Consider the following 25140-nt stretch of genomic DNA (forward strand, 5'->3'; position numbering starts at 1 on the left):
CCTTCGGAATTAACAGAATTAGGCAGTCGCATGTTTGAGACCAACGCAACCTACAACAACATAAAAGATATGCGTGAGCGGAGTGATTCGCTTAGGGGGTATCTTTGACTACGATGCCAAGTTAGAGCGTCTGGAAGAAGTGACTCGTGAAATGGAACAACCCGGTGTCTGGGATGATCCACCACGAGCACAAGCCTTAGGTAAAGAACGTTCGGCACTGGAACAAGTGCTCCAGACCCTGGATAAACTACAGCAGGGCTTGGATGATGTTGAAGGCTTAGTGGATTTAGCGGTAGAAGCGGAAGATGAAGATACCTTCAACGAGGCTCAGGATGAATTGTCTGGCTTATTAAAACAGTTGGAAACCCTGGAGTTCCGTCGTATGTTTTCTAAAGAAAACGATTCGGCTGACTGCTACTTGGATATTCAGTCTGGTTCCGGCGGTACTGAGGCTCAGGACTGGGCTAATATCTTGTTGCGTATGTATTTGCGTTGGGCCGAGGCGCATGACTTTAAGGCCGAAATCACCGAGCTTTCCGAAGGTGATGTGGCCGGAATAAAATCGGCAACCGTGCATATAATGGGCGAATACGCTTACGGCTGGTTGCGCACCGAAACCGGTGTGCATCGGTTAGTGCGTAAATCACCCTTTGATTCCGGTAATCGCCGCCATACGTCCTTTGCGTCGGTGTTTGTTTTTCCCGAAGTGGATGACGATATTGATATCGAGGTTGATCCGTCTGACTTGCGGGTTGATACCTACCGTGCGTCAGGTGCGGGTGGTCAGCACGTTAACCGGACCGACTCGGCTATTCGTATAACGCACGAACCATCCGGTATTGTTGTTCAGTGCCAGAGTGATCGGTCGCAGCATAAAAACCGTGATTCAGCCATGAAGCAGTTGAAAGCAAAACTGTATGAAATGGAGATTCAGAAGCAGAACGAAGAGAAGCAAGCGCTGGAGGATTCAAAAGCCGATATCGGCTGGGGGAGTCAGATCCGCTCTTATGTTCTGGATGATTCGCGTATAAAAGATTTACGTACGGGCATCGAAAACCGTAACACTCAGGTCGTTCTTGACGGCGGCCTGGACCCATTTATTGAGGCCAGCTTAAAAAGCGGGCTGTGAGTTTAATTTAAGTATCCCGACAGAGGAAAATCGATAATGACTGATAAATCGCAAGCACCCGAAGTAGATGTAAACGAGCAGATCGCACAACGAAAGGCGAAACTGTCGGCGCTTCGCGATAAAGGTATCGCATTCCCGAACGATTTTCGTCGGGATTCGTTGGCGACCGACTTGCACGCTGAATTCGACAATGTCAGCAAAGAAGAGCTGGCAGAAAAGGGCATTCGCGCAAAGGTTGCTGGTCGCATGATGACCCGACGTATTATGGGTAAAGCCAGTTTCGCAACCATTCAGGATATGAGTGGAAAAATTCAGGTGTACGTTGCCCGGGATAACTTACCGGAGGGTTACTACAACACCGAATTTAAGAAGTGGGACTTAGGCGACATTATTGGTGTCTCTGGTACCTTGTTTATCACCGGAACCGGAGAGTTGAGCGTTCAGGTTGACGACATCCGCCTATTGACCAAAGCGTTGCGTCCGCTACCCGATAAATTCCATGGTCTGGCTGATCAGGAAACCCGCTATCGTCAGCGTTACCTGGACCTGATTACAAATGATGAATCCCGAAACACCTTCATGGTGCGCTCTAAAGTCATTGATTACATTCGTCGCTTTTTAAGCGAACGTCAGTTCCTGGAGGTTGAAACGCCGATGATGCAGGCCATTCCTGGTGGTGCAGCAGCGCGTCCATTCAGCACGCATCATAATGCGCTGGATATGGAGCTGTTTTTGCGTATTGCACCAGAGCTATACCTGAAGCGTCTAGTGGTTGGCGGTTTTGAGAAAGTCTTTGAAATTAACCGTAACTTCCGTAACGAAGGCCTTTCAACCCGTCATAACCCGGAATTCACCATGCTGGAATTCTACTGGGGGTATGCCGATTATCATGACTTGATGGATTTAACCGAGCAAATGCTGCGTGGTGCGGCAGAGAGCGTATTAGGTTCAGCTCAGTTCACCAGTCAGGGCATTGATTACGACTTCGGTAAGCCGTTCGAGCGTATGACCGTACTGGAAGCTATTATCAAGTACATGCCGGAAGTGGCGGCGGAGCAACTTAATGACCTGAGTAGCGCAACGAAAATTGCCGAGCAGGTTGGAGTCAGTGTCAAATCATCCTGGGGCTTAGGCAAAATCCAAATTGAGATATTCGAGACTGTTGCTGAACACCGTTTGATTCAGCCAACCTTTATTACAGCGTATCCGGCAGAAGTCTCGCCACTGGCACGTCGTAACGACGACAATCCGTTTGTGACTGATCGCTTTGAGTTCTTTGCCGGCGGCCGTGAATTAGCCAATGGTTTCTCAGAGCTGAACGATGCCGAAGATCAGGCTGAACGTTTCCGCGAACAGGTTGAACAAAAAGAAGCGGGTGATGACGAAGCGATGTTCTACGATGAAGATTACGTGACCGCGCTTGAACACGGTATGCCACCTACAGCAGGCGAGGGTATTGGTATCGACCGCCTGGTTATGTTGCTAACCGATTCGGCTTCAATTCGTGATGTATTATTGTTCCCGCATATGCGTCCAAAAGCTGATTAATTAGCCGGCTAAAAATCAGGTAGAAAACGCGTTAACGGCTATAGTCACTTTCTATCGTCAGTTAACGCGTTTTTTTATCAGCGCAGCGCCAAAAAGCGAGATTTCTATGTACTATTCTGAGTTTTCGACACCGTTAGGAAAAATGTACGCGATAGCAGATAATCAGTACCTTATTGGCTTGTACTATTCGGGGCAAAAGCATTGTCCTGATATGAGCCTATTCGAGCGCAACCCGAAAAACGACGTGCTGCAGGCTGTTACTCACCAAATTCAGGCGTATTTCAGCAACTCAAATTATTACTTCGACTTACCACTGTGGCCTCAGGTAACTGATTTTCAGAAACGCGTATTATCGGTGCTACAACGAATTCCGGTCGGTACAACGTTGAGTTATCAGCAGGTAGCTGATGAACTGGAACAACCTGAAGCAACGCGTGCTGTGGCCAGTGCAATTGCGAAAAATCCACTGATTATTGTCATTCCGTGCCATCGGGTTATTGGTCAGGATGGTTCCTTACGAGGGTTTGCGGCCGGGCTGGAACGTAAGCAGGAGTTATTAGATTTAGAGCGCAGTGTTGTTGCGTAAAACAAAAAACCCAGCTGCTCAGCCGGGTTTCTCTTAACTTTCTACAACACATTCGGGCTTATTGATCGTTTTGTTCTTCGCCTTCAGTGTGAACGTGACCGTGTTCAAGCTCTTCCTCAGTCGCGTCGCGAACTTCGATAACTTCTACGTCAAAGTTCAGGTTAACACCCGCTAATGGGTGGTTACCATCGACAGTTACTTCGTCGTCTTTGACTTCAACGATAACAACTGACTGCTCACCTTGATCCGTGCTGGCGCGGAATTGCATGCCTGGCTGTACTTCGTTTTCACCGAATAGGTTACGTGGTACAGTCTGGATTAAGCCGTCATGACGTTCGCCATAAGCTTCTTCTGGTTTAACTTCTGCAGTGAAGTTATCGCCGACAGTTTTGCCTTCCAGTGCATTTTCCAGACCAGGAATCAGCATGCCACGACCGTGGATGAAGTTCAGTGGGCTGCCATCTTTAGACTCGTCCAGGGTCTGGCCATCTTCCGTTTTAACGGCATAGTTAATAGCCACGACTTTGTTTTGTGCAATGGTTTCGCTCATAAGTTTAACCTAATTGATAAGGCAGTGAGTGTATTTCCAGAAGACTTACGTCGTCATCCCGAACCCGAATAGCTGTGTCAGTGTCAATATCACTGGGTAAAACAGCTAATAAGTCCACTTGGGTGTCGGTGCGGTTCACTGCCATAATGACCGTACCTGCACGACGCCAGTTATCGCCAATGGCTTTCTCTAATTGCATACCTGGGGTAACTTGAGGCGTTACTTCACCGGATAAACGAAAGAGTGCCCGCTTCTGTTTGCCCAAATACTTCATTCGGGCAATAGTCTCCTGGCCGATATAACATCCTTTGTCAAAACTGATTCCATCCCACACCTGCAAATTCATCATTTGCGGGACAAACGCCTGGCTGTTTTCAGACGAAAGTTGTGGACGAACCCGTTCAATTTCCAACGCATCCCAGTAGGGCTGCGGATAATCCGTAGAAATTGGTTGCTGACTAAGTAATAGATATTGGTCGGGATGACTCCCAACCTGCATTACCCGGCCATCAAATTCTGATACTACGCTGGTCGCATTGCTGCCGAATACACCGGCAAGGTTCCAGTCGTCACTAACATTTTCAATGGTGACTTTACTAAAGACACCATATTTCTTTAATTGTGCCAAAGAGCCTTCAATGGCACTGTGATGCATGATCATAAAGACGGCATCGGCTGCGCGACAAAGCCAGAAGACACTAAAGGCTTTTCCGGTTTGGTCGCAATGTGCGCCATAGAGCCAATTATTCTGGTCGAGTTTGCGCAAATCACATGTCAGCTGACCCTGTAAAAAACTGTCAGCATCTTCGCCGGATACCGAAAGGATACCATAATCCGTCAGTTGGACGGAAAGGCTATCTAAATTTGCGTCACTAAAATGCTGCGTTAACTCAACCACAATGACTCCTTATTAAATAACTTACGTGGTAATATTAGGGCACATTATCCAATTACAAGGGCAGTTGCTGCGGAGATTTTATGTTGCCGTTAAAACAATCGGAAGAAGCACTAAAAGATAAGCGTCGTTTACGTTGGGCTTGCCGGCGTGGCATGTTGGAACTGGACGTTTTGTTTGAACCTTTTGTTGATCAGGCTTATGACGAGCTTAGTGAAGAGCAAAAAGCGGTATTTCGTCGTCTGATTACCTGTGATGACCCGGATCTGTTCGCCTGGTTTATGGGTCATAAAAAATGCGAAGACGAAGAGCTTGCTGAAATGATTCGGTTTATGTTGTTACGCGTTAAAGTGTAAAACGTCTCTGTGAACCCCGACAGTTATTTCATTTTGCAGCGGCCAATGGCAAAGCTGTCGGTGTCGGTCTGCGGGCATTACTGGTGGTGGCAGGATCAATCTTGCCAATTGTTTAGTAAAGCACTGGTGGTTGGTCGTTTGTTGGTTTTATTACCGCTGACTTACAAAACAGAAATGGGCAGACAAAAACGCCGATGGTTATGGATTTGGTGGTTTCAGTTGTCAACGGCGCAGCAGATAAAACTGCGGCGCCAGTTACAACAAATGGCCATATCTAACCTTTAGGCTTGAGCACGGTTGGTCTGGCTTCTTCCAGAGTGTCAGGATAATCCAGAGTAAAATGTAAGCCTCGGCTTTCTTTGCGGGTCATAGCACTTCTTACAATCAGTTCCGCTACCTGAACCAGGTTGCGTAACTCCAGTAAGTTGTTGCTTACACGGAAGTTTGAGTAGTACTCGTGAATTTCACGTTGTAACAATTCAATTCTGTGTAATGCCCGTTCCAGCCGTTTAGTGGTGCGAACTATGCCCACGTAATCCCACATAAACAGGCGTAGCTCATGCCAGTTATGTTGAATAATGACTTCTTCATCAGAACTGCCCACCTGACTTTCATCCCAGCCGGGAATATGGCTTAAAATCTGCTGCTGAGGCCGTTTAGTTAAAATGTCTTTAGCTGCCGCACGGGCAAAGACTAAACATTCCAGCAGCGAGTTACTGGCCATGCGGTTAGCTCCGTGCAAGCCTGTACAGGCCACCTCTCCTACGGCATAGAGGTTGGGTAAATCGGTAGCGGCATTTATGTCGGTTTTGACACCGCCACAGGTGTAATGTGCAGCAGGAACTACCGGCATTGGCTGTGTGGAAATATCAATGCCAAATGATAGACATTTTTCCATAATGGTCGGGAAGTGTTGCTGAATAAAGGTTTTTGGTTTGTGAGAAATATCCAGGTACATGCAGTCGGCACCTAAACGTTTCATCTCATGGTCTATGGCCCGGGCAACGACATCCCGCGGCGCTAACTCAGCAGACTCGTGAAAATCGGGCATAAAGCGACTGCCGTCTGGACGTTTCAGTAAAGCGCCTTCCCCACGTAACGCTTCACTGAGCAAAAAGCTTCGGGCGTTAGGGTGAAACAAACAGGTGGGGTGAAATTGGTTAAATTCCATATTGGCAACACTGCAGCCAGCGCGCCAGGCCATAGCAATACCGTCGCCACTGGCAATATCCGGGTTACTGGTGTACTGGTAAACTTTACTGGCGCCACCTGTCGCTAATACTACGGAGCCTGCGGCAACGGTTTCAACTTGTTCTTTCTGGCGGTTCCAGATATAAGCACCGTAACACCCACTGGATTTGCCAACGCGTGAACCGGTTATCAAGTCTACCGCATTGTAACGTTCAAGTACTTGAATGTTGGGGTGTTCCATCGCTTTTTTCTGCAATGTGGTTTGTACTGCTTTGCCGGTAGCGTCAGCCGCGTGTAAAATTCGCCGGTGACTATGACCACCCTCACGGTTTAGATGATACGCAGGATTGTCATCTTTTGATGGTACTTGATCAAAACCAACACCGGCGTCAATCAACCATTGTAGACTTTCCCGGGCGTTTTCTGTGGTAAACTTGACCGCTTTGGGATCGCAAAGGCCTGCACCAGCAATCAGAGTATCTTCAATATGACTTTCAATACTGTCATCTTCGTCGAATACTGCGGCTATGCCGCCTTGTGCGTAAAACGTCGAACCTTCGGTGAGCGGCCCCTTGCTTAACACGATGACTTTTAAGTCATCAGCTAACTGTAAAGCAGTGGTTAAACCGGCGGCTCCCGAACCAATAATCAGTACATCGCATTGATAATTTGTAATAGGTTCCATAAAGTACTCAATGTGAATTTTGGACAATTTTACGCATTTGGCGATATTTTTGCGAACTTTTTACACGCGGCTTTGTCACAGTCAGTAACAATCAGGACGGGCCGCCAGTTCCAGCAGTTCCTGGGTTAAGGGAGAACAGGCTCGGATGAGCGAACAGGTGAGTGACCAGCAGTTGGTCGAGAGAGTACAACAAGGTGATAACCGGGCTTTTGATCTACTGGTAAAAAAGTATCAGCATAAAGTCATGAGTTTGATATCGCGTTATATCAAACAACAGGGTGACGTGCCGGATGTTGCACAGGAAGCTTTTGTCAAAGCGTATCGAGCGTTACCGAATTTTCGTGGTGATAGTGCCTTCTATACCTGGTTGTACCGAATTGCAGTGAATACCGCGAAAAACCATTTGGTTTCGCAAGGCAGAAAGCCGCCCGCATCCGACATCGATGCTGAAGACGCAGAGTTTTACGAAGGAGCAGGGGCACTCAGAGATAGTGCTTCTCCGGAACGACAAATGCTGTCTGATGAAATCAGAGATGTGGTACTGAAAACAATTGATGACTTGCCTGAAGATTTACGCCGGGCAATTACGTTAAGGGAAATTGAGGGTCTCGGTTACGAGGAAATTGCGCTGGAAATGGATTGTCCTATAGGGACTGTCCGCTCTCGCATCTTTCGCGCCCGGGAAGCAATAGATAATCAACTCCGACCGTTGCTGGAACGGTAAACTAAAGAGGGGCATCTATGTCTCGGAACAAGTCAGAATCGACATCTGCGCTATTTGATGATCAATCCATTAATGCTGATGAAATTGAACAGCTATTAGGTGATGAGCAAGCTATGCAGGAATGGCACCGTTATAGTGTTATTCGTGCGGCAATAAAAGGAGACTTAAATACCGATATCAGTATGGATATTAGTGAACAAGTCCGTGCTAGTGTCAGTCAAGAGTCAAATAAGGTTGTAAAACCAGGGTTTGGCCGCTCTAAGAGTCAGAACAAAGCCGCTTCGCGTTGGTTGCAGCCTGTTGCTAAAGTTGCTGTTGCGGCCAGTGTCGCCGTTGTTGCGGTAATGACGGTACAAACGTATCAGCAACCAGTAACTGCTGAGGGCGGTAGCGCAGAACCTGCATTGCTGACCAATCCCATTGGTGGTGGCCGTGAACCGGTAAGCCTGAATCGGGTTGAGCCTATGTCGCAAATCAATGATCAGCAGCGACGCCGGCAGGTTCAGTCTTATTTGATCGATCATCAGCAGCAACTCATGTTGCAACAAAAAGCAGAAAAAGATGAGCAACCAGAGCAGGAGCTCAATAAAGGTAATTAAGACTATGATAACTCGGTTGTATCGGTCGATTTTATGCAGCGCTATTTTATTAGCCGGCACCTTTACGGTCAGCGCTCAGCAGACTAGCGAACAGGCGGAAAGTGGTGCAGACTGGTTCAATCGCATGGCAGAAGCCTTAACTGAACTGAACTTTGAATCTTCTTTAGTGCACGTACACGGCGACCAGATTGAACCTTATCAATGGTTGCAGGGAAATGACCCGCAGGCGGGCAGCACCGAATTACTCATTCAAATGAACGGCCCTGATTTTCGCATATTAAGAATTGATGATCGGGTGGCTCACTTTCATACCTCAGCAAACAACTACGCATTAAAGTCCAACACTATAACGACTATTTTTCCGACCGCTTTTGCCGAGCCTTTTGAGCGCCTGAGTCACAGTTATCAAGTTACTGTTGGCGGTGGTGCCAGAGTATTAGGACGTAATGCTCAGAATATTCGTATTTTGAGCAAAGACAACCAACGCTACAGTTATGCGTTGTGGGTTGATCGTAAGCATGGCATGCCGTTAAAAATGATCATGTTGAACCAATCTGGTGATATCGTAGAACAGGTTCAATTGACCAGTTTATCGGTTCGCGACTCTGCTCCTGAAATAACGAAGGAAATTAAAAGTATTGAAATGCCGCCTTTGTTGGAAGATCTTAGGATAAAAACGGCAACGAATTACCGCATTGAACCGCGGTGGGCACCGCAAGGTTTTAAGTTGTTGAGTCAGCAAAGTCATACACTGGTTGTTGATTCGACACCGGTTGATCACTACTTGTTTTCTGATGGTTTGGCAGAGTATTCGGTTTATGTCGCTGAATTGACTGCAGCTATGGAAACCGATCTCGCGTTGTCTTCTTCGCAAACTCTGTTTTCAAAACCGTATAATAATTTTTTGGTGACCGTAGTGGGTCAGGTGCCTTTATCTATGGCTCAGCGAATAGCAGAAGAAGTTAAATAATGAAAGAAATAGCAGAAGTGACAGCGGTTGATGGCAACCGCGTTACGGTAACCACTCAATTAAAGACCGCTTGCTCAGGATGCGCGCAGATATCCAACTGCGGTGCTGGTATTTTAAGTAAATTGTTTGCTGACAGAAATGCCGATTTTACCGTGGTGACAGAGCAGAACTTTAACCCGGGCGATCAGGTGCAATTAGACGTTCCTGAAACTGCCGTAACCCGTTTTGCGCTATTGCTTTATGGTTTACCCATACTGACTTTGCTACTTATGGCGGTACTACTGGAAAATACCGGTATTTTATCCGAAGGTGTTGTTATTTTACTGTCCTTTTCCGGCTTTACTTTTACCTTCTGGGGGTTAAAACGCTGGTTTCGCAAACGCGACATTCAGGTCAACGCAATGGTGAAACTTGAAATGGTAGCGCCCGGGGGCAGCACTCAACCCCCTGAACTGTCATAAAGTCCTTTGTTCTTGTCGCCAACATGAGTATGATCGGGACTCATTTTTTAAGTGTCAGAATTTAGTTTTACAGAGGTATCATCAATGCCGACCAGGGCGTTCAAGCAAAGTAATATTCGTAACTTCTCGATCATCGCTCACATCGACCATGGCAAATCAACATTGTCGGATCGTCTGATTCAGCATTGTGGTGGACTGACTGACCGTGAAATGGCAGAGCAAGTGCTTGATTCCATGGATTTGGAACGCGAGCGGGGGATTACAATTAAAGCGCAGAGCGTGACGCTTTATTACACAGCTCAAGATGGTGAAACCTATCAGTTAAACTTCATTGATACTCCCGGACATGTTGACTTTTCTTATGAAGTGTCGCGTTCTCTGGCTGGCTGTGAAGGTGCCTTGTTGGTTGTTGACGCAGCTCAGGGTGTTGAAGCACAGACCCTGGCTAACTGCTATACAGCCATTGAAATGGATCTGGAAGTGGTTCCTGTTCTGAATAAAATCGACCTGCCACAAGCCGATGCTATGGGTGTGGCGCAGGAAATAGAGGATATTGTTGGTATTGAAGCTGTGGATGCCGTTCAATGCTCGGCAAAAACCGGTATTGGTATTGATGATGTGCTGGAACGTATTGTCCGCCAGATACCGCCGCCCCAGGGTGAGCCGGAAGATTCCTTACAGGCACTGATCATCGACTCCTGGTTCGACAATTACCAAGGCGTCGTGTCTTTGGTTCGCGTACGCAACGGCACCCTGCGTGCGGGCGAAAAAATGACGGTAATGTCCACCGGACAGTCTTACCAAATTGATAAGGTGGGCTACTTTGACCCGAAGCCTCACGAAACCGGTATTTTACATACCGGCGAGGTAGGTTATGTCATTTCAGGGATTAAAGACATTCTGGGTGCACCCGTTGGCGATACTCTGACCAATACGAAGAATTCTGCAAAAGAGCCGGTACCGGGTTTTAAAAAAGTAAAACCTCAGGTTTATGCGGGCATGTTTCCAATTAGCTCAGAAGATTACGAGTCGTTTCGCGATGCTTTAGGTAAGTTGTCATTAAATGACGCTTCACTCTTTTACGAGCCAGAAAACTCCGCCGCACTGGGCTTTGGTTTCCGTTGTGGTTTCCTCGGCATGTTGCACATGGAAATTATTCAGGAGCGCCTGGAACGCGAGTACAACATTGATCTGATCACCACCGCTCCGACCGTTGTTTATGAAGTAGAAAAAACTGACGGCAGCATGGTAAAAGTGGATAATCCGGTTAATCTGCCGCCGGTGAACGACATTGAAATTATTTACGAGCCCATTGTGGAAGCTCATATTTTGGTTCCACAGGAGTTTTTGGGTAATGTTATTACCCTGTGTGTTGATAAGCGCGGTTTGCAAACCGCTATGACTTATCACGGTAAACAAGTCGCGGTAACCTACGAGATGCCTATGGCAGAAGTGGTCATGGACTTTTTTGACAGATTAAAGTCGACCAGTCGTGGTTATGCGTCACTGGATTATCAGTTCAAGAAATTTGCATCTGCGGACATGGTTCGTGTCGATATACTGATTAATGGTGACCGGGTGGATGCTCTGGCAATGATCACTCACCGTGATCACGCTGAAGGGCGTGGTCGGATGCTGGTTGATAAAATGCGTGAGTTAATTCCACGGCAGATGTTTGATATCGCCATTCAGGCGACCATTGGCAACCATGTTATTGCGCGTTCGACGGTCAAGCAGCTCCGTAAGAACGTAACCGCTAAGTGTTATGGTGGCGACATTAGCCGTAAGAAGAAACTTTTACAAAAACAAAAAGAGGGTAAAAAGCGCATGAAGAACCTGGGTAATGTAGAAGTACCTCAGGAAGCCTTCCTTGCGGTTTTAAAAGTGGGCAAATAGGAATGGCCAATTATTTTTCAATTATTTTAACCTTTATTACTGTTATCTCCGGACTATTCTGGCTTTACGACGCACGAGTGCTGAAGCCAAAACGTAAGGCGGTTATTGCCGAGCTTGAGACTAAAACCTCCAGCGCTTTAACCGACGAACAAAGAGAGAATCTTGCACCTCAGCCTAAGCTGATGGAGCTGAGCGAATCGATTTTTCCTGTGATAGCTCTGGTGTTAGTTGTACGTACGTTGTTGTATGAACCGTTTCAGATACCTTCGGGTTCAATGATGCCAACCCTGTTAAAGGGAGACTTTATTCTGGTAGAGAAGTTTTCCTATGGTATTAAAGATCCTGTCTTTCAAGAGACTTTGATTGAAACTTCAGAGCCTGAACGGGGCGATGTCGCCGTTTTCAAATATCCGGAAAACCCGAATATTGACTATATAAAACGTGTGATTGGTCTACCCGGTGACCGGATTATCTATCGTAATAAAGCGCTCTACATTCAGCCAGCTTGTGCTGCAGGTGAACGCGATTGTGAAGAAATGAAAGTGGTCTCAACGTCACTAAAAGAAGATGGAACATACTTTTCCGGCTCGTCTCCATTGAGAACTTATAGTGAAGATTTAGGCCAGGTGACCCACGAAATACTCATTGACCCGCGTGTTGCACCGCGCACTATGTTGTATTTTAACCAGCCGGGTACGCGAAAAGACGAGTGGGTAGTGCCTGAAGGTCAGTATTTTGCAATGGGTGATAACCGCGATAACTCACGCGACAGCCGCTATTGGGGCTTTGTCGATGAGGAGCTGCTGGTTGGCAGAGCGGTCTTTATCTGGATGAGCTTTGAAATGGATCGCAGTCGCGATAGTTGGTTGCCGTCATGGGTTCCTACCGGAGTTCGATTTGAAAGGCTAGGGAGTATTGAGTGAGTTTGCCCAAACCACCTTTAACGAAGTTGGAAAAGATTGTTGGTCACCAGTTTGAACAGCAGGATTTTTTGCGTCAGGCAATGACCCATCGTAGTGCGTCACCAGCACATAATGAACGTTTAGAGTTTTTAGGTGACTCCATTCTGGGGTTAGTTATAGCCGAAGCTTTGTATAAAAAATTTCCCAAAGTACCTGAAGGCGATTTAAGCCGTATGCGAGCCGCCATAGTGTGTGGCCGTTCTTTGGCTAAGCTTGGTAAGAAAATGGGACTGGGAGATTTTCTGTCGTTAGGCCAGGGTGAGCTCAAAAGCGGTGGCTACCGTCGAGAATCTATTCTGGCAGATGCGGTTGAAGCCATTATTGGAGCTATTTATCTGGACAGTGGCATGGATAAAGTTCAGCAGGTTATTCTCAACTGGTTTGAACCTCAGTTGACGCAAATTGAGCCCGGAACCAGTCAGAAAGACCCAAAAACCCGCTTGCAGGAACTGTTGCAGTCGAGTCAAAAACCTTTGCCCGAGTACGAGGTTGTTGCTACGCAGGGACAGGCCCATAATCAACAATTTACCGTGAACTGTTCTGTCGAGGGTATCGAAGGTGCTTTTAAGGGCACAGGTACCAGCCGTCGTAAAGCCGAACAGGCAGCCGCGATGGCCGCTTTAGAACATTTGCAGGAGAGCGCATGACGCTGGATATAGAACTGGACGAAAATAAACACAGCGGCTTTGTCGCCATTGTCGGCCGTCCAAACGTGGGTAAGTCAACACTGATTAATCGTTTGCTGGGGCAAAAAATCAGTATTACCTCAAATAAACCGCAGACAACCCGACATCGCATTTTAGGGGTTGATACCGATGGCGACTGTCAGGCCGTTTATGTTGATACGCCGGGTATGCATAAACAAGAGCCGCGAGCTATTAACCGGGTGATGAACCAGACAGCTTCGTCTGCGTTAAAAGACGTAGATTTAGTGTTGTTTGTGGTGGATAGCCTGAAGTGGCTGGAAGACGACAAAATGGTGCTGGAAAAAATTCAGCGGGTTAAAGGTCCGGTGGTATTACTGATTAATAAAGTTGACCAGGTAAAAGACAAAGAAAAGTTGTTACCGCATTTACAGTGGCTGAATGAACAGCATAAATTTGCTGCAATACTGCCAATATCAGCGACTCATGGTGACAATCTGGACGAATTACGGAAAATTGTACGCAGTTATTTGCAGCCGGGGTATCACTACTATCCTGAAGATTACGTGACTGACCGTTCAGTACGTTTTATGGCTGCCGAAATTATCCGCGAAAAGCTTATGCGCTTTACCGGTGAAGAGTTGCCTTATGAAACTACGGTAGAAATAGAGCAATTTGGTCAGTCTGACAAAGGTACTACCCACATTCATGCGTTGATACTGGTTGAGCGTGATGCACAAAAACGTATGGTTATTGGGCAGGGTGGCAGCAAGCTGAAAACCATAGGTACAGAAGCGCGGCGCGACTTAGAAAAGCTTCTGGACAACAAAGTCATGGTTAAGTTGTGGGTGAAGGTTAAATCCGGTTGGTCAGACGACGAGCGGGCTCTGAAAAGTCTGGGTTACCGCGAGGATTAATCAGTGGCGCAGCGGGCACTGGTGTTGCATCGTTGGGATTATCAGGAAACCAGTCTGATTCTGGACCTGTTTACTGAAGATAAAGGCCGGGTTCGGGTGGTTGCAAAAGGCGCTAAACGCCCGAAAAGCCCCTGGCGCGGTCTGACACAGCCATTTATGCCGCTATTGGCTGAATTTCAGGGGCGTAGCGATTTAAAAACCTTGACTCTGCTGGAGCCGCAACAGACAACTCAAAGACTTTTATTACAGGGCGAAAAGCTGTACAGCGGTTTTTATCTCAACGAACTGATTCAACGATTGCTGCCAGCCGAAGCTGAAGCCCCTGAGGTTTTTGAAAGCTATGTGTCGGCGTTACAGAATATGACCAGCAGTGAGCGGGTAGAGCCTGCTTTACGTCAATTTGAATGGCAGTTATTACAACACCTGGGCGCAGCGTTTGACTGGCATTTTGATGCCGATAACGGGACAGCGCTATCCGAGTTTGAGTGGTGTTACTTTCTTCCCGATCATGGCTTTGTGACCCAAGCCAGAGATGACCAGCAACGTGCTTACCCTGTAACTGATATTGAAAGGCTTGCCGCCTGGGACGTTGACGACGAAAAGCGCTTAAGCCAGTTAAAATACATTATGCGTGACGCTTTATCGGTCTATTTAGGTGATAAACCACTGCGCAGTCGTGAATTGTTCAGGGGTAATCGAAGAACAAAAGGAGCTGAATGATGAAAGGTTTGCGCCTGGGCGTTAACATTGACCACATTGCCACGCTGCGTAATGCGCGAGGCGTACGTTATCCCGACCCGGTAGCTGCAGCAGCCATTGCCGAGCAGGCCGGCGCCGATGGTATCACCATTCATTTGCGCGAAGATCGTCGCCACATTACCGACCGTGACGTTGCTATGCTGAAGCAGACATTAAACGTGCCGATGAATTTAGAAATGGCCGTCACCGACGAAATGCTCGATATTGCTGTGAAAACCCAGCCGAGGTTTAGCTGCCTGGTGCCGGAGAAGCGTCAGGAACTGACGACAGAAGGCGGTCTCGACGTTGCGGGTCAGCTGGAAACTATTACAAAGGCAACTGCTCGTTTAAGCGATGCGGGTATTCAGGTATCGCTGTTTATTGATGCTAACCACGAGCAAATAGACGCCGCAAAGAAGGCCGGGGCTCCCATTATCGAATTACACACCGGACAGTATGCCGAAGCAAAAACTGAACAACAACAGACGGATGAACTGGCACGCTTAATAGAGATGTCAGAGTACGCTCATTCTATTGGCTTACAGGTAAACGCCGGGCATGGCCTGCACTACCACAACACCTTAGAGGTTGCAGAAATCCCTCAAATTGTCGAGCTTAATATCGGTCACTCGATTATCGCCCGTGCGGTATTGGTTGGCCTGGATACGGCCGTTCGCGATATGCGGAACATTTTAGATAAGGCACGCTAATGGGAATTTGGGGCTTAGGTACGGATATTGTTGAAGTAGCCAGAATGGAAAGCTCTTTGTCTCGTGGTCACAGTCTGACTCAACGGGTGTTGACGGTTGACGAACAAAAAGAGATGGAATTATCGATTGATCCTGCTTCGTTCCTGGCTAAACGCTTTGCAGCCAAGGAAGCCTGTTCCAAAGCCTTTGGCCGTGGTATTTCCGCCGGGTTGTCGTTCCAGCATATGCAAGTGGTTCATGATGAATTTGGCAAACCCGACTGGCATTTTACAGAAACTGCCGCACAATGGATAAAAGAGCTGGGAATTACGGGTAGCCATTTGTCCATTAGTGACGAAAAGCATTACGCCGTAGCGACCGTTATTTTAGAAACCAAATAAACTGGGTTAATCACAACCGAAATGGCGCAATTTTTTAAGCCGCAGAAGCGCAATAAATCCATTAGTAAAACCCTGACAGCTGAAGTGTCAGCGCTTGATCATCAGGCGCGTGCGGTCGTTCGTTCTTCGGTTAAAGGCCAGCCGACCCGTTTTATTATGGGCGCCTTACCCGGCGAAGTTATTCAGTATAAAACCACCGGCAAGCACAGTGGCACGCTGGAGCGTATTTTAGAGCCCAGCGCTGATCGCCGTGAAGCACCCTGTAAATATTACGTAGAGTGCGGTGGCTGTGACTTTCAGCACGTAGACGAAAGCTATCAGTTACGACACAAGCAGCAAGTGGTGGAAGAACTGTTTCAAAAGTTCGGCGTATTTGACGCGAGCACAGAAAGGTTACCCTGGCAGGAACCGTTAGTCAGCGCGCCAACGCGTTATAGACGCAGAGTGCGTTTAGCTACACGCTGGCTGGGCAAAGAACAAAAGCTGCTGATTGGCTTGCGCGAAGCGCAAAGTCACCAAATTGTTGCTATCGACGACTGCCGGGTCGCTGATGAGCGCTTGCTGCAAGCGGTCAATAAACTGTATCCAGCACTTAATAATTCGAGTATTGCCAGCAGGCTGGGACATTTAGAGGCTATTAACACTAATAAACTGGCCATACTGCTGCGCATAACCGATACCTTGCCTAAAGCTGCTATTCAGACCCTTGAGCAATGGCAAGCCGAAAACGACATTGATATCGGGCTGCAAAGCGACAGTGAATTAGCACCACTGAATAACGCCAGCCTGTCGTTTGACACCTCGATAGACGGCGACAAATTGTATTTTCAACCGGGTGATTTTTTACAGGTGAACGGCGGTATTAACGACGCTATGGTGCAGCAGGCTATGGACTGGCTAGCGCCTGAAAAAACACAACGGGTGTATGACTTTTTCGCGGGTATTGGTAACTTTAGTGTTCCATTAGCGCGCAGGGCAAAGTCGGTGTTGGCGGTGGAAGGCGTGCACCGTATGGCGGAGCAAGCGCGCCGCAACGCCGAAGCCAATGGCTTAAATAATTTGACCTCTCTGGCCGCTGACTTAAACGACATTACGGCGTCAGATTTAGAGGAACCTGCGGAACTCTGGTGTTTAGACCCGGCCCGTCCGGGCGCCGAAGGTGTGATGCGACTTTTGCGAAAGCTTAAACACGAGCACCGCCCCAAACGCATCGTGTACGTTTCTTGTGCAGCAAATACTCTGGCGCGTGACATTGCGGCTATTATGGGTTTAAAAACCAACAAAAAGACCTCTGACTACCGCATAACCCGGCTCTGTACAGTTGACATGTTTCCGCAAACCCATCACATTGAAACCATGGTTTGTCTGGAGCGAGAGTCTTAAATCATGGTCCATGTACGCAGTACCCACGTGGATGATCCCAAATATAAAGACAGTGAACAGCATTGGCTGAACGCGGTGAGTCATCCTGAGCCTTTAGAAAGTACGTTGCAGGAGCTAGAACAGCAGTTTCCTGAGCAAGCTGAAGCGCTGCTAAAAGGTCAGGAAATGGTAGAGATACTGGCGCCACTGAAGCTCGATGCTGAATCTCTTCTGGCTGCCATGTATGTGCCTTTATTGGAAGCCGGGAAGCTTGATTTAGACAAATTAAACGGTAAGCAATCGAAACCCCTGATTCTGCTGTTACGTAATGTGCAGCAAATGCAGAGCATTGGTGACTTACAGCATTTTCAACATGGTCAGCCTAATGGCGGACAAATAGACAACGTACGCCGCATGCTGCTGTCGATGGTGGAAGATGTGCGCGCGGTGCTGATAAAGCTGGCGGAGCGCATTTGTTATCTGCGCGAAGTAAAAAAGGCCGACGAAGAAACCCGGGTGCTGGCCGCCAAAGAATGCGCCGAAATTTACGCGCCACTGGCGAACCGGTTAGGTATCGGTCAGCTGAAGTGGGAACTGGAAGACATTTCTTTTCGCTACCTGCACCCCAACACCTATAAAAACATTGCGAAACATCTGCATGAGCGCCGTACCGACCGCGAGCATTACATTGACAACTTTGTGTCCGGCCTGCAAAGCGCTTTAGAGCAACAGGGCATCGATGCCGATGTGTATGGTCGCCCGAAACATATTTACTCCATTTGGCGCAAAATGCAGAAGAAGCATCTGCAGTTTGACCAGCTATTCGACATTCGTGCCGTGCGTATTCTCACGCACAATTTGAAAGACTGTTATGCCGCGCTGGGTGTGGTGCATTCGTGCTGGCGGCATATTGCGTCGGAGTTTGACGACTACGTAGCAACGCCTAAGCCGAACGGCTATCAGTCTATTCATACCGTGGTCATTGGCCCCGAGCAAAAGAACGTTGAAATTCAGATACGCTCGCACGATATGCACGACGATGCCGAGCTGGGTGTAGCAGCGCACTGGATGTACAAAGAGGGCGCAGCGGCCGGTAAACGTCACGGCTTTGAAGATAAAATTGCCTGGTTGCGAAAACTACTGGCCTGGCACGAAGACATGGCCGGCAGCGAAACTCTGGTGGACGAAATACGCTCGCAGGTGTTTGAAGACCGCGTGTATGTGTTCACCCCAAAAGGGGAAGTGGTTGACTTGCCCATGGGCTCAACGCCGCTGGATTTTGCCTACTACATTCACAGCCAGGTGGGTCATAAGTGCGTGGGCGCAAAAATTGATGGTCGCATTGTGCCTTTTACTTATCAGCTGCAAAACGGTGACCGGGTTGAAATTCTGACCCAGAAAAGCGCACAACCAAGGCGCGACTGGCTGAACCCGCAACTGGGTTATCTGCACTCGTCACGAGCGCGGGCTAAGGTCCATACCTACTTCAAAAAAGAAGATCGCGACAAGAACCTGCAGGCCGGCAAAGAGTTACTGGAAAACGAACTGCAGAAGTATCAGCTGCATGTGCAGGACGCGAACAAAGCTGTTGAGCGCTTTAACGTGCCCACTTTGGATGATTTATTAGCGGCTATTGGTGCCGGCGACGTGCGCTTGCATCAGGTGGTTAACTTTCTGAAACCGCAGGAAACCGAAGCCGACAAAGTAGAGCGCCTGACCAAACGTCGTAAAGCTAAGCAAGCACCAAAAACGCCGAAGTCCGACGTAACGGTCGAAGGCATTGGTAACTTAATGATGCACTTTGCTAACTGCTGTGAACCTCTGCCCGGTGAACCTATTACCGGCTTTATTACTCAGGGCAGGGGTGTGTCAGTGCATCACAGCGACTGCGATCAGTTACAGCATTTACTGCAGCAACACCCCGAGCGCGGCATTGATGTGTCCTGGTCAGGGCAGTCTAAGCAGGAATACCGGGCCAGCCTGCGCATTTCGGCGTTAGACCGCAACGGACTGCTGCATGACATTACCAGCGTATTGTCCAACGAAAAGGCGGCAGTGGCGCAAATGGACAGCGAAAGCGATGCGACGTCTCAGTCAGCCACAGTGGTGTTAACCTTAACGGTAAAAGACAGCGACGCGCTTACCCGCATTATGGATCGTCTACGCCAGGTGCACGGCGTTGAGCAGATTCAGCGCATCACTTTAAAACACTAGCTAGTTAAAACAGTAGAGGTACTTCAGTGAAAGGAATGCAACAACTGCAACAGGTGATGACTCGCTTACGTGATCCCGAAGGCGGTTGCCCCTGGGATTTAAAGCAAAACATGACTTCATTAATTCCTTACACCATAGAAGAAACCTACGAAGTGGTGGATGCTATTCAGTCGGGTAACTGGGCGTCGATAAAAGATGAGCTGGGCGACTTGCTGTTTCAGGTGGTGTTTTACGCCCAGCTAGCGCGCGAAGAGCAGCAATTTGAACTGGATGATATTGCCGCACATACCGCCGAAAAGCTGATAAGCCGGCACCCGCATGTGTTTGGCAGCGAGGCTGAACGGAATTTATCCGACGCTGAAATTAAAGCTCAGTGGGAGCAGATAAAACAGCAGGAGCGTACAAAGAAAGACGCCAAAGGCTCGGTATTTGATGACATTCCCAGCCAGCTGCCCAGTATTTTAAAAGCCGCTAAATTGCAAAAACGCGCTGCGTCTGTTGGTTTTGACTGGACCGAAGCCGAGCCCGTTTACGCCAAAGTGGACGAAGAAATTCAGGAAGTGAAAGAAGCTACCGAGCAAGACCACATTGAAGAGGAAATTGGCGACCTGCTGTTTGCCGTTGTGAACTTAGCCCGGCATAAGCAAGTAAACCCCGAAGCCGCGCTGCAACGCGCTAACGAAAAATTCAAAACCCGCTTTCAGCACATAGAGCAGAGCCTGAGCGAGCAGGGGAAACACCCGAATGACTGCAACCTTGAAGAGTTAGAAGCTTTATGGCAAGTCGCGAAGCGGAAATAACGGCAAACCCTCGGGCGGAAATTCGGCTGAATGAGCGACCTGGGTATTCAGGAGACGCTGCAAGTTCATCCCTGAACGCTTGACGAAGGCCATCCATGGCCTTCGACACTCCTGAATACCCAGGCCGCTCATTCTTACGCCTCTTCCCGCCCGAGGGTGTGCCTCTCCCTTTTCCAGCATATCATCTCCAGTTTTGAAACTTTGTTTCACAGCAACGGTCTGTTACTTGTGTGATATACATTTTTATAACAAATCTAAATGTAATTTAACAAGCCATATCAATAAGGGACTCATTGTGAACAAACTTAAAGTCATTTTCTTAACCAGTGTTCTAACGCTCGTTGCCTCATGCAGTAATATTCCACTTAGTACCATGATAAAAATGATGAATCTGAATCCATTAGAAACAGACCCGCAACAGCTGGTCGTTGCCGTTAGAAGCCCGGAAGGAGTTAACGTGCGAGATGGCGATATTGTTATCGATTTCAATTTTCGCACAGATGACCCTGATTATAGTTTTGACCATGCGTTACCGGTAATAATTAACGATGACTACGCGGTTCCTGATGGCTTAAAAGAAGACATTGAGGGAAATGAAAAAATTACAGTCATGCAGCTGTCTAGAGAAGATGCTGAGATTATGACCAAAGGCCAACAAATGGTAAGAGACTATCGCGAGAATAATGAAAAAGGAGGAGCGGGCAGTATGAACGTGCGGTTGGTTTCGGCTTGTCGTGACGATAATTTCTCCTGGGGGAACTCCGAATTAAACGTCTATTTAAAAACTCAAGACGATGAAGACTTTTTTTTATTCCTTGAGGATATGGATGTTACTAAATTAGAGACCGACGTTCAGCGCAATATCAATGCGATTCCTAAGTGCGATAAAGCCAGTTAATTATAGGCTCTAATGAATCTCGCACTTTTTGATTTTGACGGAACAATAACAGAGCAGGATACTTATACTAAGTTCCTGTTCTACGTTACGCCCAAGCGCCGACTAATAATAACGCTGTTATTAGCTTCACCGTTTATTGCACTGTATAAATTGGGGCTGCTTAAACCGTCAAAGACAAGGCCGCTGTTATCTAGAATCGTGTTCTGGAATAGCTCCGTGGCTGACATTACAAGGTTAGCCCGTAGTTTCTCCGAGCAATATCTCCCCAGTGTTATCAGAGCAGAAGCTCTGGCAAAAATTGAATGGCACAAAGCGCAAGGTGATGAAGTTTATGTGGTGTCGGCCTCATTAGGCCCTTATATCTCCTGCTGGTGTCTCTCAAAAGATATTAAGTGGGTATGTAGCGAACTGGAAACAAAGAATAATAAATTAACCGGGCGTTATGTGTCGGGCGACTGCAGCCTGGAGAATAAAGTCAGTGCCATTAAACGACAAGTAAATTTGTCTGACTTTAAAACCATTTATGCTTACGGCGATACAGCCGAAGACATGCCAATGCTTGCTTTAGCCCATGAGAAGTATTTTAACTGGCAACGTGTTATTGACTGAGAATGCTCACTTTTATCCTTTAATATGCGCATTTTGCATTTGCTTGTTTTCGATAAACTATTTATTGTTAGTAACATAATAAAAACATATGTTGTGCATATTCATTAAAACGGAAAACAAAGTGAGCATGCTCGTTTTGCTTTTGCCGATATTGGCTCGCATTGCCCGGTTAGTATGGTTTTTGTCGGGGAAATGCGGGGGGAAAGTGTGCATGCGCAATATACAAAGGTTATGCATAAAAGGAAACATCATGGATAGATTGATAGTCCCTGTATATCTGAATCAAAAGCTTGTTTTTGATTTACTGGCAATGCTACAGGGTGGAATTAGTACAGTAACCACGGTTACTGAATCTTCGTTGAATAAGAATACTGATGGTGAAAAGGTTTCCGCTGGTTTTGGGTTGAGCGAAGCTTTCTCTACTCTTCTGAAAATAGATCTTACTGGTTCCAAAGAAAAAACTGTGGGAACCGAAGAAACAAATACATCATCTCAAGAAAGAGTCCACACTCCAGCATCGTTATTTTTTCAATTACGAAACATTCTTTTAGAAAAAGGGTACCTTAAAGAAACTCACGAAGAACTTCCTAAGGCTGGTGATTTTGTCGAGTTTGAAGGTTTTCTCAAAAGAAACCCGATCGTCGAGACTATCGATAGCCTTGCTGAAATGATGGACATGGCTGATGTATTTGAAGATAAACCACAGCCTAAGAAAGGCTCGCGTAATCAGATGTCTGAAAATCAGAAAATTAAGCAGCAGATGGTTAGATTTTCGGATGCATTAAAAGCTGGGAGTACTATTGACCTAAGTTCAGCTAGCTTGAAAGCTGGTTACACAGCAGTTGTTACAGTCGAGACAGGCTTTCTTAATGACCCGCTGATGTCTGATTTAGTTGACGGTCAGTTTAAGATAATTGGCAAAGTCATCAAAAGCGTTAGTGACTCGTCAGATTCTATCAATCTGCTTAGAAAAACTGCGCTTAGCAAGATGCCATCGACTTTAATGCTTGACGCGCTCGGTCATTTGAGTTCTTTGGGTAGCGAACAGGGTTTTGATATTCCAGACTTAAAGTTGGAGATTGAAGGGCCTGCAATTCAAATTATTCCCATTGCAATTTATGCATAACAAAGCATTGCAACGGACAAGCCGCTGAATGCGGCGTTGGGCACTCTTCGGTGCTAAGGAGTTAAATTGACTTCCGTAAAAGAATACAAGCGTGTCGTCTTAACTGGAAATGGGTCGACTGACAACCTGACGGTTGTGGAAGAAGCAGTTCCTGAGCCCGGACCGGATGAGGTCAGGGTCCGGATACTTGCTGCCGGGGTCGCTTATTCGGATATCATGGCTCAACATGGCGGGTACCCCCTTGCCCCTAAAGTCCCCTTCACTCCGGGCTACGATTTTGCCGGTATTGTAGATCGAGTCGGTCGAACTGCGGTGGGTATTGACGAAGGCGATTATGTTGTCGCGCTGAATCCGGCATTCGGCTGTTATGCGGAGTATGTCTGCGTGCGGCCAGAACTTCTGGTCGCGGTTCCGGAAGAACTGGATGCAGCCGAAGTTGTTAGCCTCGCTCTGAACTATTTAACCGCCCATTGCATATTGCACCGAAAGGCACGCATTCAGAGAAACGAAACCGTATTGGTCCACGCTGCCGCTGGTGGTGTCGGAACGGCCTTGTTGCAACTCGGTAAATTGCTTGACCTAAATATGTACGGGACGGCTTCCGTTGGCAAACATGCAACCGTGCGCGAATTCGGCGGTATTCCAATTGACTATCGAAATCAGGATTTTCTTAAGTACATAAAAGACGAAACCGAGGGTGTGGACGCGGCATTTGATCCATTCGGTGGAGACAACCTCCGGCGTTCATACAAAGCCGTGAAGAAAGGTGGCCGCGTAGTCAGCTATGGTTTCGCCGGTGATCATTTTGGTGGCCTTGGTCGGATGATTTTGGGCGTAATCCAGATGTCCACCCTAAACCTCTGGCCGGACGGAAAGCGGGTTCGCTTATGCGCAACGCCTGGCGAGGTAAAGAATGATAATGCGTGGTATCGGGCAACCCTGAGCGAGTTGATAGCAATGTTGGCCAAGGGACAACTCAAGCCGGTCATTGGCGCACGTGTGCCTTTTACAGAGGTCAAACGAGCGCATCAGTTAGTCGAGCAAGGCGACGTCAGCGGTAAGGTTGTTCTGGTGGGGGAGACGTAAGAGTGCCCAACAATGCGCTGCACCTGACCACTATTCCGCTGCGCTCCATAATGGCAGGTGAGCTTGGGCGTTATGTGATCAATCAGGCACAGGGGTAATGTGTTGCAGCAAAAGCTTAGAGATAAAATTGTAGAAGTATGCGATCACAAAATCGCTCAGAAAGGGCCGGGAGTCGGGCTGTCTTTTTACGCTTTCTTCAAAAATAAAAATGACCAGCCGGAGGTGCTTATGGAGGCAGCACGGTGGTGGATTGAAATCCACCAATTAGATCATTTCGAGAAGGCGGTGAAAATCAGGGATATGGTGAAGTCTGGTGTTTAGCCGTACTTGCAAATCACATAACAAATCGCATCAGCACGCGCCTGCGGCGCTGGACACTCACTGCGTTCGTGCCGCTGTGCTCGGGCGTTAACTTTTTCAAGGAACTAGAGTGCGAATCCTCACTTACAAGAGAACTCACACAGGGGATCCAGACAACCGTGGGGTTTTCGGGATAAACGACTGTATGGGAACCGTCCGGAATAGGGTTTTTGATGCAGTAGTGGGCATAGGCTCTGAAACACCATGGCCAGACGCTTCTGAAATCGCTGGAAAGGTCACATGGGTTGGTGTTGGGCCATATAGAATGCATTCTTCGATGCATAGGGGGGATTTGGTAGCCTTTGAGCAATTCGTGTTATTGGACGACCAAGGACCAAGTTTTGAACAGCTTGCACCCAAGCTTTCCAAGAGGTTCTATGAGGGTGGGGCGAGGTCAATTCTTAGCTCATATAGCCCGGCAGAAAAAACAGAAATTCAGAGACTAATAGCCACTGTTCTTCGGCTTGGAGTTATAAAAAACAACTCTGCTGCTCCAGACGTTGATAAATTACAGCACCGAAGACAGCGCTGTAGAAAAGTTTTTTGTAACCCATGATAAAGTTAACAAATCACTGTTTCGGACTGCCTACGCTTCGCTGTGGCAGCCGCAAAGCTCAGCGTTGGTATGACTCCCTTTGTCAACTCTGAACGCGTGCAGCCCTGGCACTTTTTCAGCCATAATCAGCTCTTTCTATTCTCAAATAAATTGAGCTAACGCACCAGATGAGGCAGTAATGTCGTCGG

The 25140-nt window shown here is 47.5% G+C and carries 28 protein-coding genes; 25 read left to right on the top strand and 3 right to left on the bottom strand.

Translation table 11 applies throughout. The features are described 5' to 3' along the window. Positions 1 to 30 precede the first annotated feature (30 nt). The 3 genes from prfB (at position 31) to L8G48_RS11010 (ending at position 3263) form a co-directional block, all read left to right on the top strand. Positions 31 to 1129, top strand: a protein-coding gene (gene prfB / locus L8G48_RS11000; RefSeq protein ID WP_248264652.1) for a peptide chain release factor 2 whose coding sequence is annotated in 2 segments (ribosomal slippage) — positions 31 to 105 and positions 107 to 1129 — 1098 coding nt in all. Because the reading frame shifts where the segments join, the coding sequence is not laid out codon by codon here. 36 nt (positions 1130 to 1165) lie between these two features. Next, positions 1166 to 2677: a lysine--tRNA ligase gene (gene lysS, locus L8G48_RS11005; RefSeq protein ID WP_248264653.1), complete on the top strand. Its 1512-nt coding sequence runs from the start codon at positions 1166 to 1168 to the stop codon at positions 2675 to 2677. Positions 2678 to 2783: 106 nt separating this feature from the next. After that, complete coding sequence (locus tag L8G48_RS11010; protein WP_248264654.1) at positions 2784 to 3263, top strand: methylated-DNA--[protein]-cysteine S-methyltransferase; 480 nt, start codon at positions 2784 to 2786, stop codon at positions 3261 to 3263. 58 nt (positions 3264 to 3321) lie between these two features. Here L8G48_RS11010 and slyD read toward each other — a convergent pair whose 3' ends face one another. Together slyD and ygfZ are read right to left on the bottom strand one after the other, a co-directional pair. Further along, positions 3322 to 3813, bottom strand: coding sequence for a peptidylprolyl isomerase (gene slyD, locus L8G48_RS11015; RefSeq protein ID WP_248264655.1), 492 nt, complete (start codon positions 3811 to 3813; stop codon positions 3322 to 3324). A gap of 4 nt (positions 3814 to 3817) precedes the next feature. After that, the gene (gene ygfZ, locus L8G48_RS11020; RefSeq protein ID WP_248264656.1) at positions 3818 to 4711 is read right to left on the bottom strand and encodes a CAF17-like 4Fe-4S cluster assembly/insertion protein YgfZ; all 894 of its coding nucleotides are present in this window, start codon (positions 4709 to 4711) and stop codon (positions 3818 to 3820) included. Between the two features lie 80 nt (positions 4712 to 4791). Here ygfZ and L8G48_RS11025 point away from each other — a divergent pair, with 80 nt between their 5' ends. Together L8G48_RS11025 and L8G48_RS11030 are read left to right on the top strand one after the other, a co-directional pair. Next, positions 4792 to 5064, top strand: a complete 273-nt coding sequence (locus tag L8G48_RS11025; RefSeq protein ID WP_248264657.1) for an FAD assembly factor SdhE — start codon at positions 4792 to 4794, stop codon at positions 5062 to 5064. 45 nt (positions 5065 to 5109) lie between these two features. Next, complete coding sequence (locus L8G48_RS11030; RefSeq protein ID WP_248264658.1) at positions 5110 to 5349, top strand: hypothetical protein; 240 nt, start codon at positions 5110 to 5112, stop codon at positions 5347 to 5349. On the opposite strand, the gene nadB is transcribed toward L8G48_RS11030, so the two are convergent. Beyond that, positions 5339 to 6940, bottom strand: a complete 1602-nt coding sequence (gene nadB / locus L8G48_RS11035) for an L-aspartate oxidase (protein ID WP_248264659.1) — start codon at positions 6938 to 6940, stop codon at positions 5339 to 5341. The two genes, L8G48_RS11030 and nadB, sit on opposite strands and share 11 nt — an antisense overlap. A gap of 145 nt (positions 6941 to 7085) precedes the next feature. On the opposite strand from nadB, the gene rpoE reads away from it, so the two are divergent. The 20 genes from rpoE (at position 7086) to L8G48_RS11135 (ending at position 24952) form a co-directional block, all read left to right on the top strand. Next, positions 7086 to 7664 (top strand): RNA polymerase sigma factor RpoE, encoded by a 579-nt coding sequence (gene rpoE / locus L8G48_RS11040; RefSeq protein WP_248264660.1) that lies wholly within the window; start codon positions 7086 to 7088, stop codon positions 7662 to 7664. A gap of 17 nt (positions 7665 to 7681) precedes the next feature. After that, entirely contained in the window at positions 7682 to 8263 is a 582-nt protein-coding gene (locus L8G48_RS11045; RefSeq protein WP_248264661.1) for a sigma-E factor negative regulatory protein, read from the top strand. Between the two features lie 4 nt (positions 8264 to 8267). After that, positions 8268 to 9233, top strand: a complete 966-nt coding sequence (locus tag L8G48_RS11050; protein ID WP_248264662.1) for a MucB/RseB C-terminal domain-containing protein — start codon at positions 8268 to 8270, stop codon at positions 9231 to 9233. Further along, entirely contained in the window at positions 9233 to 9694 is a 462-nt protein-coding gene (locus L8G48_RS11055) for a SoxR reducing system RseC family protein (RefSeq protein WP_248264663.1), read from the top strand. Before L8G48_RS11050 ends, L8G48_RS11055 begins: the two co-directional genes overlap by 1 nt. Positions 9695 to 9778: 84 nt before the next feature. After that, on the top strand, positions 9779 to 11590 hold the full coding sequence (lepA, locus tag L8G48_RS11060) for a translation elongation factor 4 (protein WP_248264664.1): 1812 nt from the start codon (positions 9779 to 9781) through the stop codon (positions 11588 to 11590). A 2-nt stretch (positions 11591 to 11592) separates the two neighbouring features. After that, positions 11593 to 12513, top strand: a complete 921-nt coding sequence (gene lepB, locus L8G48_RS11065; RefSeq protein WP_248264665.1) for a signal peptidase I — start codon at positions 11593 to 11595, stop codon at positions 12511 to 12513. Continuing rightward, entirely contained in the window at positions 12510 to 13199 is a 690-nt protein-coding gene (gene rnc / locus L8G48_RS11070; protein ID WP_248264666.1) for a ribonuclease III, read from the top strand. Before lepB ends, rnc begins: the two co-directional genes overlap by 4 nt. Beyond that, entirely contained in the window at positions 13196 to 14113 is a 918-nt protein-coding gene (gene era, locus L8G48_RS11075; protein ID WP_248264667.1) for a GTPase Era, read from the top strand. Before rnc ends, era begins: the two co-directional genes overlap by 4 nt. 3 nt (positions 14114 to 14116) lie before the next feature. After that, on the top strand, positions 14117 to 14833 hold the full coding sequence (gene recO / locus L8G48_RS11080; protein WP_248264668.1) for a DNA repair protein RecO: 717 nt from the start codon (positions 14117 to 14119) through the stop codon (positions 14831 to 14833). Beyond that, entirely contained in the window at positions 14833 to 15561 is a 729-nt protein-coding gene (gene pdxJ, locus L8G48_RS11085) for a pyridoxine 5'-phosphate synthase (protein WP_248264687.1), read from the top strand. The genes recO and pdxJ overlap by 1 nt, the downstream gene beginning before the upstream one ends. Further along, positions 15561 to 15941, top strand: coding sequence for a holo-ACP synthase (acpS, locus tag L8G48_RS11090; protein WP_248264669.1), 381 nt, complete (start codon positions 15561 to 15563; stop codon positions 15939 to 15941). Before pdxJ ends, acpS begins: the two co-directional genes overlap by 1 nt. A gap of 21 nt (positions 15942 to 15962) precedes the next feature. Next, on the top strand, positions 15963 to 17324 hold the full coding sequence (gene rlmD / locus L8G48_RS11095; protein WP_248264670.1) for a 23S rRNA (uracil(1939)-C(5))-methyltransferase RlmD: 1362 nt from the start codon (positions 15963 to 15965) through the stop codon (positions 17322 to 17324). 3 nt (positions 17325 to 17327) lie between these two features. Next, positions 17328 to 19517 carry a GTP diphosphokinase gene (relA, locus tag L8G48_RS11100; RefSeq protein WP_248264671.1) on the top strand — a complete coding sequence of 730 codons (2190 nt, stop codon included), beginning with the start codon at positions 17328 to 17330 and terminating at the stop codon, positions 19515 to 19517. A 35-nt stretch (positions 19518 to 19552) separates the two neighbouring features. After that, positions 19553 to 20317, top strand: coding sequence for a nucleoside triphosphate pyrophosphohydrolase (mazG, locus tag L8G48_RS11105; protein WP_248264672.1), 765 nt, complete (start codon positions 19553 to 19555; stop codon positions 20315 to 20317). Positions 20318 to 20612: 295 nt separating this feature from the next. After that, positions 20613 to 21215: a hypothetical protein gene (locus L8G48_RS11110; protein WP_248264673.1), complete on the top strand. Its 603-nt coding sequence runs from the start codon at positions 20613 to 20615 to the stop codon at positions 21213 to 21215. A gap of 12 nt (positions 21216 to 21227) precedes the next feature. After that, complete coding sequence (locus L8G48_RS11115) at positions 21228 to 21824, top strand: HAD-IB family hydrolase (RefSeq protein ID WP_248264674.1); 597 nt, start codon at positions 21228 to 21230, stop codon at positions 21822 to 21824. A 250-nt stretch (positions 21825 to 22074) separates the two neighbouring features. Beyond that, the gene (locus L8G48_RS11120; RefSeq protein WP_248264675.1) at positions 22075 to 22950 is read left to right on the top strand and encodes a DUF6414 family protein; all 876 of its coding nucleotides are present in this window, start codon (positions 22075 to 22077) and stop codon (positions 22948 to 22950) included. Between the two features lie 66 nt (positions 22951 to 23016). Continuing rightward, the gene (locus L8G48_RS11125; RefSeq protein ID WP_248264676.1) at positions 23017 to 24036 is read left to right on the top strand and encodes a zinc-binding dehydrogenase; all 1020 of its coding nucleotides are present in this window, start codon (positions 23017 to 23019) and stop codon (positions 24034 to 24036) included. 102 nt (positions 24037 to 24138) lie between these two features. Beyond that, the gene (locus L8G48_RS11130; protein ID WP_248264688.1) at positions 24139 to 24357 is read left to right on the top strand and encodes a DUF6500 family protein; all 219 of its coding nucleotides are present in this window, start codon (positions 24139 to 24141) and stop codon (positions 24355 to 24357) included. Between the two features lie 109 nt (positions 24358 to 24466). Continuing rightward, on the top strand, positions 24467 to 24952 hold the full coding sequence (locus L8G48_RS11135; protein ID WP_248264677.1) for a hypothetical protein: 486 nt from the start codon (positions 24467 to 24469) through the stop codon (positions 24950 to 24952). Positions 24953 to 25140: the final 188 nt, after the last annotated feature.

This window comes from Idiomarina aminovorans (assembly GCF_023155095.1).
Lineage (GTDB): Bacteria > Pseudomonadota > Gammaproteobacteria > Enterobacterales > Alteromonadaceae > Idiomarina > Idiomarina aminovorans.